Genomic DNA, 7,255 nt, shown 5'->3' on the forward strand with positions numbered 1-7,255 from the left:
GGGCGGCCGGCGTTCTGGGAGCGCGCGCGCTACTACAACGAGGAGCGACGCCTGGCGGCGGCGCTCGACGCGAGCAATGCCGCCGAGCCGGAGCGGAATCCGTGATGCTGACGTCGGCGGCCGGTCTCCTCTTCATTCTCCTGTCGACGGTCGCGGCCGGCGGTCTGGCCTATGCCGTTCTGCAACCACGCATCGCGGCCGAGAAGAAGGTCGAGACCCGGCGCTCGCAATACACGCGCGATGAAAGCGACCGCGCTTCGCTGAAAGTGGCGCGCGACCGGCTGCAGGAACAATCCAAGCGACGCAAGACGATCCAGTCCTCGCTCAAGGACCTGGAAGAACGTCAAAAGGAGCGCGACAAACATACTGGCAAGCTCACCTTGAAGCGCCGGCTGGAGCAGGCGGGGCTGCCGTTGACGGTCAAGCACTTCGCGGCGATCAGCGTCGCCATGGCGTTTCTGGGTGCCTTGATCGCGCTGCTCTTCGGCCTGTCGTGGATACTGACGCTCGGCGTGGCGATCTTCGCCGGTCTCGGGCTTCCCCGTTTCATGCTCGCCCGCGCGCGAAAGCGGCGCCTGCAGAAGTTCGTCGACGAATTTCCCAACGCGGTCGATCTCATCGTTCGCGGCGTCAAATCCGGCCTGCCGCTGAACGACACGTTGCGAATGGTCGCCAGCGAGATACAGGAGCCGGTGCGCGGCGAATTCCAGAAAATCATGGAAACGCAGCAGATGGGCGTTTCGATCTCCGAAGCGATCGAACGTCTCTACCGGAACGTGCCGATCCCGGAGACCAACTTCTTCTCGATCGTCATTACCATCCAGGCCCAGGCCGGCGGCAATCTTTCCGAGGCGCTGGGCAATCTGTCCAAGGTGCTGCGCGACCGCAGGAAGATGAAGGGCAAGATCCAGGCGATGTCGATGGAGGCCAAGGCCTCGGGCGCAATCATCGGTTCCCTGCCCGTCATCGTCGCAAGTCTCGTCTACCTGACCACCCCCGACTACATCTCGATCCTCTTCACTACCGATATCGGCAAGATCATTCTGCTCAGCTCCGCCGTCTGGATGGCGCTCGGCATCCTCACCATGAAGAAGATGATCAATTTCGACTTCTGACCGGCGAGCGATCACCGCCGCGCCAAACGGGACCCACAGGAAGGCAGCATCCGACGATGGAATCGGTGTTTCAATATTTCGGCGTCTCGGGGTCGCTCGTCGTCAGCGTGGTGATCGCGGTCGCGGTGTTCACCACCCTCGTCACGATCACGCTGCCGCTGCTCGCGGGCAACCAGCTGAAAAGCCGGATGAAGGCAGTCGCACTGGAACGCGACCAGGTGAGGGCGCGTGAGCGCGCCCGGCTGGCGGTCGAAAGGGAGAAGGGCCGTGGCGGCCTGCGCCAGCAGGACAGCAAGGGTATCGTCGCGCTGGTCGTCGATAGCCTGAACCTCCGCAAGGCGCTGGTCGACGACAAGACGGTAGCCAATCTACGGGTCGCCGGCTATCGGGGCCAGCGTCCGCTGACCCTCTTCCTGTTCGCCCGCGCGATCATGCCTCTGGTCATGCTGGCCTTTGCCGTGTTCTACGTTTTCGGCCTGGGGCTCTTCGAGGCGCAGCCAACGATGATGCGGGTTCTGGGTTGTATCGGCGTCGCCTATCTGGGCTTTTACGCGCCGATCCTGTACATCAGCAACCAGGCGTCAAAGCGCCGTCTGTCGATTACACGCGCCTGGCCCGACGCGCTCGATCTCCTGTTGATCTGCGTGGAATCGGGCAATTCGATCGAAGCGGCTTTCCGCCGGGTCGCCGAGGAAATCGGCATCCAGTCAGTGGCGCTGGCGGAAGAACTCGTTCTGGTCTGCGCCGAGCTGTCCTATCTGCCCGAGCGCAAGGTCGCCTACGACAACCTTGCCGCCCGGACCGGGCTTGACGGTGTGAGGGCGGTCACGACCGCGCTCATCCAGGCCGAGCGCTACGGCACGCCGCTCGGCACCGCGCTGCGCACACTGTCGCAGGAAAACCGCGACATGCGCATGAACCTGGCGGAGAAGAAGGCGGCCGCGCTGCCGCCGAAGCTGACCGTGCCGATGATCCTCTTCTTCCTGCCGGTGCTGTTCGCCGTCATCATCGGCCCGGCGATCATCCAGGTGATGGAGACGCAATAGGCGAGGCGCGGCGCCGTGCCGCCATCGACGCGGGGACCTTGCCGTCAGCGCGTGATCCACGACGCGAAAAGGGCGAAGCCGGCGCTCCGCCCTTTGTTGCGATCTGTCCGGGTGGAGGACGGCGTCAGCTCTTGCCGCCGTCCTTGTCCTTCAGCATCGACCAGGTGTTCTGCTGGGCCAGCATCTCCTTGAGATAGGCGACGTTCGCCTGGGCCTCCTTGGGCGAGAGCTCCGCCGCGGCGATCTTCTCGGCTTCCGCGAAGCGGCCCTGGAGGCCAACGACCAGCGCCAGGTTCTGACGCACGCGACTGTCGCCGCCGGGCCGCGCGGCCGCCGCGCGAAGGTATTTTTCGGCCGCCGGCAGATCGTTCGCCAACAGGTAGGACATTCCCAAATTCGACAGGATGGTCGGCTCGTCCGGCGCCATGTCCAGCGCCTTGCGATACAGCACCCTCGCCTCGTCCGATTGGCCCAGCTGATCGAGGATGGCGCCCTCGGCCGAATAAAGCCGCCAGTCCGGATAGTCCGGCGTCTGGGCCCGGCGCACCGTCTCCAGCGCCTTCGGCAGGTCGCCGGCGGCGGCGAGCGCCTTGCCGTAGGCAGCCAGCACGTTGCGATCCTTGGGGTGGGCGATGGCGACCTGCTGCATCACCGCCAGGGACTGGTCGGTGCGCCCGGCCATCTGAAGGGTCGCGGCATAGGACAGGCCCGTCGTCTTGTCCTTCGAGTTCCTCTCATACGCCTGGCCATAGGAGGCGACCGCGTTCTGCAGTTCGGCGGACGACATCTGAGCGACCGTGCGACCCGAGGCCGGCTTGCGGACCGAGCCGGTGATCTCGTTGGAAACCGAGGCGCAGCCCTGGGTCAGGGCGAGAACCAGGGCGGCACCGACAAGAAGCCCCTGTCTGAAACGCCGAATCGGTCTAGTTTCGCGCCCGACCATGAACTGCTCCCGTTTCGTCAGCGGATGATTTGTTTGACCGGCGCTGAGGCACCGGCCCGTGGCGGAAAGAGTAATTTGTTAACCCTAACGGCCGGTTAATCCGCCGCCGCCGTAACAAGGAACCCGGCTCCATGACCATCACCCTCGCCAGCGCCAGGAGCGCCGCCGCCTTGCCTGTCTGGGCCGCGGACAAGGCCGGGCTCGAGGCCCTGCCGGCCGCGGCCGCCGGTTGGGCGAGAACCGCGCGATTTTCGGCCGGGGCGGGAAGCGTGCTGATCGTGCCGGACGCGAAGGGCGACGTCGCCGGCGCGGTACTCGGTCTCGGCAAGGGCGGCGCCGGAGAAGGCGCGAGGGAACGCCGCGCGCTGCTGGCGGGGGCACTGGCCGGCAAGCTCCCGGCGGGGGAATGGTATTTCGCCGACGAGGCGGCTATTGGCGGCCCGCTCGCCCCTCTGGCGCTCATTCTCGGCGGATATCGCTTCGACCGCTATCGGTCGTCGAACGCGGAGGAGGGCGACGACGCAGATATCCGTTTTCTCGCCGAAGGGTGCGACAGGGCGGAGATCGAGAGAATCGCCGCAGGCGTCTTTCTGGCGCGCGATCTGATCAACACGCCGACGAGCGACATGGGACCGGCCGAACTGGAGGGTGCCGTGCGCTCGCTCGGCGAAACGTTCGGCGCGCGCGTCGAGACGATCGAGGGCGACGCGCTTCTCGAGCGGAACTTTCCCATGATCCACACCGTCGGCCGGGCGAGCGCGTCGGCACCCAGGCTGATCGACCTCAACTGGGGGGGGCCGGACGATCCGAAGCTGACGCTGGTCGGCAAGGGCGTCTGCTTCGATACCGGCGGCCTCGACATCAAGCCCGCCTCCGGCATGCTCTTGATGAAGAAGGACATGGGCGGCGCCGCCAATGTGCTCGGCCTTGCCCGCATGGTGATGGCGGCCAAGCTGCCGGTCCGCCTAAGGGTGCTGATTCCGGCCGTCGAGAACGCGATTTCCGGCGATGCCTTCCGGCCGGGCGACGTCCTGACCAGCCGCAAGGGCAAGACGGTCGAGATCGGCAACACCGACGCCGAGGGGCGGCTGGTGCTCGCCGACGCGCTGGCGCTGGCGGACGAGGAGACGCCGGACCTCGTGATCGACAGGGCGACGCTGACCGGCGCGGCGCGGGTGGCGCTCGGACCGGACATCGCGCCGTTCTACACGGACGATACGGCGCTGGCCGGCGCGATCGCGCAGGCGGGCCTCGACGTCGCCGACCCGGTCTGGCGAATGCCGCTCTGGCAACCCTATGCGGCGAATCTTGCGTCCAAGATCGCCGACACCAACAACGTCACCAGCGACGCCTTCGCCGGATCGGTGACCGCGGCGCTATTCCTGCAGGGCTTCGTCGACAAGGCCAAAAGCTGGGCCCATTTCGACATCTATGGCTGGCGGCCGAAGCCGAGCCCGATCGGGCCGGTCGGTGGCGAGGCGCAGGCGATCCGGGCCTTGTTCGCGGTGCTCCAGTCTCGTTATCCGGCGCGGTGAGGAGGGTGCTGCCATGACACCGCCGCTCGACCCCCGCCTCAACGCGGTTCGCGACGATCTCGCCGATATCCGCCTGCAAGGCCGCGTGGAGGCCGCGCGCTTCGTCGAGGGCGAGGACCGGCGCATCGTGGTGCCGGTGGCGCCGGTCCGCCGTCGGCCGTCGCCCGACGCGCCGCTCGACACCGAAGCCTTGTTCGGCGAAAAGGTGACGGTCTTCGAGAATAACGCCGAGGGTTGGTCCTGGGTGCAACTCGGCGCGGACGGCTATGTCGGCTATGTCCCGAGCGCGGCGATCGGCCCGACGGGTGCCGCCCCGACCCACCGGGTTTGCGTGCCCCGGACGCTGCTGTTTCCCGGCCCCGACATCAAGCTGCCGCCGCTGCACGATCTGCCGATGGGCGCGCTGGTCACCGTGACCGGCGCGGCCGAGGATCACAACGCGCGCTACGCGATGACCCAGCCCCATGGCGCCGTTGTGGAACAGCATCTGAAGCCACTCGGAATTGTCGAACCGGATTTCGTGGCGGTCGCCGAGCGCTTTGTCGGCGTGCCCTATCTGTGGGGCGGCAAGAGCGCGTCCGGCATCGACTGCTCCGGCCTGGCCCAGATCGCCTGCCAGATGGCCGGCATCGCAGCGCCCCGTGACACGGACATGCAGGAGCGCGAGCTCGGCACGCGGATTGCCGGCATCGAGGCGCTGCAACGGGGCGATCTGGTCTTCTGGAAGGGCCATGTCGGCATCATGCTCGACGGGACCCGGCTGCTGCATGCCAACGCCCATCACATGCTGACCGCGATCGAGCCGCTGGCCGCCGCCGTGGGCCGGCTGGAGGCGAAGGGCGCGGCGGTGACGAGCATTCGGCGTCTGCGATCCGGTCACGCTTGAGTTCGCGTCGGCAAGGACGGCGGCACTTTTTCGCGGCTTCCTGATCTTACGGAACCGGCTTCTCATCTTCCCCAAGGTGATGATCGCAAACGTATTTTTGCCGATCGCATGCTTCCCTTACGTATATATGCGTCGAAATAGCGCATGTCAGTCAATGGCTTGTCGGCCTCATCAGCGGTTCCGTTAGGAAGTTGTTAGGCGGCGATGGTTAATTCCTTTTTCACTTTCCGAATGCGGGCACCGATCCTTCTGTCAAATATCAATTGTTACGCCGAGTATAAAATACCGTAAGGGGCTATGAATATCATGAAACTGTCGGACACGAAGATTTCCTTCCGCATCGGAATAATCGCCGCGATCTGCATTTCCGGCATGTTGGCCCTTGTTGCCATTTTCGCCGTCAATCAGAAGATCAGCGGAGACTATGCGGATGCAATCGATGTCGCCCAGGAAGCGGCGCATGTCACGGACCGGATTGAGATCGACTTTCTCCAGGCGCGCCGAGCGGAAAAGGATTTCTTCCTGCGCAAGGACCCCAAATACATCGAGAAGCATGCAGCTGTCCGGGACCGCATCGCGGAGGATTTCGGTCACCTGACCGAGGCGTTTGCGACTGGGCACTTTTCCGGCCTGGCGGAACACGTCAATACGATGAAGGCCGATTTCGCGGAGTACCATACCACCTTCAATCAGTCGGTGGAGACGAATATCGCGTTGGGCCTGGACCCGAACTCAGGTCTTCAAGGCGCGCTTCGCGCGGCCGTGCATGATCTCGAGGAAAAGCTGAAGGCCATCGGGAATGCCGATCTGCAGGTCATGATGCTGATGCTGCGGCGGCACGAGAAGGATTTCATCCTTCGCCAGGACCCCAAATATATCGAGCGCCTGCAGAAGCAGGCGTCGGAGCTCGCGCAGGTCGATTTTCTCGGCTTCGGCTCGCCTGAGGCGAAGGCGGCCGTGGTCGCGGACCTTGAGACCTACATGACGCACTTCGCCGCCTTTGCGGAGGCGACGCTCGCCGAAATGGAACTTCGCACGAGCTTGAGCGCAATCTTCGCTCATGTGGAGCCGAGCTTCGCTGCGGTCAAGGATACCGTCGAAGCGGAACGTTCCAGCGCTGACGCGGCACGGGAAGAAGCCTCGCAACTGGCGCTCTACATCGTGATGGGGCTGGCGACGCTTTTGACGCTGATCATCGGCGGCGTGGTGTTCCTCGTCGGCCGTTCGATCGCCGCGCCGATCGGCATCACCGCGACCGCCATGCGGGCCTTCGCCGCCGGCGACATGACCGCCGAGCTGCCACAGGCCGGCCGCAAGGACGAGATCGGCGACATGGTCAAGGCGCTCCTGGCCTTCCGCGAGTCGGAAGAGCAGAAGCGCGCCATGGTCGCCGAGCGCCAGGAAGCCGACCGTCTCGGCATCGAACAGCGCAGCGAGGCCGAAAAGCAGGCTGCGGAAGCCGCCCGCCTGTCGTTCATCGCCAATGTGAAGCCGGCCTTCGCGGCCCTGTCCGAGGGCGACCTGACCGCCCGCCTCGACCGGGCGACGATGACCGGCTTCGAGGAGATCTGCGATCTCTCCAACGACTCCGTGTCGGCCCTGGAGGAGACGGTGGGCTCCGTGGTGACCTCGATCGGCTCGATCCGGTCGGGCCTGCAGGAGATCAACACGGCGTCGAACGACCTGGCGCAGCGCACCGAGCAGCAGGCGGCGAACCTCGAGGAGACGGT

The 7,255-nt window shown here is 65.3% G+C and carries 6 protein-coding genes; 5 read left to right on the forward strand and 1 reads right to left on the reverse strand.

Annotated elements, in window-relative coordinates; translation table 11 throughout:
* Positions 1–104 precede the first annotated feature (104 nt).
* Positions 105–1,115: a type II secretion system F family protein gene (locus MJ956_RS18560; protein WP_253965904.1), complete on the forward strand. Its 1,011-nt coding sequence runs from the start codon at positions 105–107 to the stop codon at positions 1,113–1,115.
* A gap of 56 nt (positions 1,116–1,171) precedes the next feature.
* On the forward strand, positions 1,172–2,161 hold the full coding sequence (locus MJ956_RS18565) for a type II secretion system F family protein (protein WP_253965905.1): 990 nt from the start codon (positions 1,172–1,174) through the stop codon (positions 2,159–2,161).
* A gap of 124 nt (positions 2,162–2,285) precedes the next feature.
* Here the strand turns inward: MJ956_RS18565 and MJ956_RS18570 are convergent, their stop codons facing one another.
* Complete coding sequence (locus tag MJ956_RS18570) at positions 2,286–3,104, reverse strand: tetratricopeptide repeat protein (RefSeq protein WP_253965906.1); 819 nt, start codon at positions 3,102–3,104, stop codon at positions 2,286–2,288.
* A gap of 131 nt (positions 3,105–3,235) precedes the next feature.
* Here MJ956_RS18570 and MJ956_RS18575 point away from each other — a divergent pair, with 131 nt between their 5' ends.
* The 3 genes from MJ956_RS18575 to MJ956_RS18585 form a co-directional block, all read left to right on the forward strand.
* Entirely contained in the window at positions 3,236–4,639 is a 1,404-nt protein-coding gene (locus MJ956_RS18575; protein ID WP_253965907.1) for a leucyl aminopeptidase family protein, read from the forward strand.
* A 13-nt stretch (positions 4,640–4,652) separates the two neighbouring features.
* A complete protein-coding gene (locus tag MJ956_RS18580) occupies positions 4,653–5,525 on the forward strand; it encodes a C40 family peptidase (protein WP_253965908.1) in 873 nt (290 codons plus the stop codon).
* Positions 5,526–5,831: 306 nt separating this feature from the next.
* On the forward strand, positions 5,832–7,255 hold a 1,424-nt coding region (locus tag MJ956_RS18585), incomplete at its 3' end, for a methyl-accepting chemotaxis protein (RefSeq protein ID WP_253965909.1).

The sequence above is a fragment of the Aurantimonas marianensis genome (assembly GCF_024195285.1).
GTDB classification, from domain to species: domain Bacteria; phylum Pseudomonadota; class Alphaproteobacteria; order Rhizobiales; family Rhizobiaceae; genus Aurantimonas; species Aurantimonas marianensis.

What these genes read in the sequence shown, in the direction of transcription:
- MJ956_RS18560 (WP_253965904.1), top strand. Translation starts at nt 105, where the DNA reads ATGCTGACGTCGGCGGCCGGTCTCCTCTTCATTCTCCTGTCGACGGTC.
- MJ956_RS18565 (WP_253965905.1), top strand. Translation starts at nt 1,172, where the DNA reads ATGGAATCGGTGTTTCAATATTTCGGCGTCTCGGGGTCGCTCGTCGTC.
- MJ956_RS18570 (WP_253965906.1), bottom strand. Translation starts at nt 3,104, where the DNA reads ATGGTCGGGCGCGAAACTAGACCGATTCGGCGTTTCAGACAGGGGCTT.
- MJ956_RS18575 (WP_253965907.1), top strand. Translation starts at nt 3,236, where the DNA reads ATGACCATCACCCTCGCCAGCGCCAGGAGCGCCGCCGCCTTGCCTGTC.
- MJ956_RS18580 (WP_253965908.1), top strand. Translation starts at nt 4,653, where the DNA reads ATGACACCGCCGCTCGACCCCCGCCTCAACGCGGTTCGCGACGATCTC.